The 234-nt window shown below is 71.4% G+C and carries 1 protein-coding gene; it reads left to right on the top strand.

Annotated elements, in window-relative coordinates; genetic code table 11:
• On the top strand, positions 1 to 234 hold a 234-nt coding region (locus tag HKX41_13665; protein NNC25180.1), incomplete at both ends, for a signal peptide peptidase SppA.

The following is a 234-nucleotide window of genomic DNA, read 5'->3' as shown; positions in this document are numbered from 1 at the left end:
CACCACCCTGGTGATCGCGCCGGAAGGCGCGCTGGTCGAGCAATACAGCTCCGACCCGGCCTCGCGCGCGCTCAACCGCGCGCTGGGCGACAAGAATCCGGAAGTGCAGCTGCGCGACATCGTGCGCGCGCTGGACGCGGCCAAGGACGACAAGCGCATCGAGCGCGTGGTGCTGCGCCTGGACAAGCTGCAGTCGGCCGGCATGGCCAGCCTGCGCGAAGTCGCCGCCGCGGT

The organism is Salifodinibacter halophilus, from assembly GCA_012999515.1.
Taxonomy (GTDB): domain Bacteria; phylum Pseudomonadota; class Gammaproteobacteria; order Nevskiales; family Salinisphaeraceae; genus Salifodinibacter; species Salifodinibacter halophilus.
Note: the sequence above shows the minus strand (reverse complement) of the source record. Positions and strands in the feature narration are given on the sequence as shown.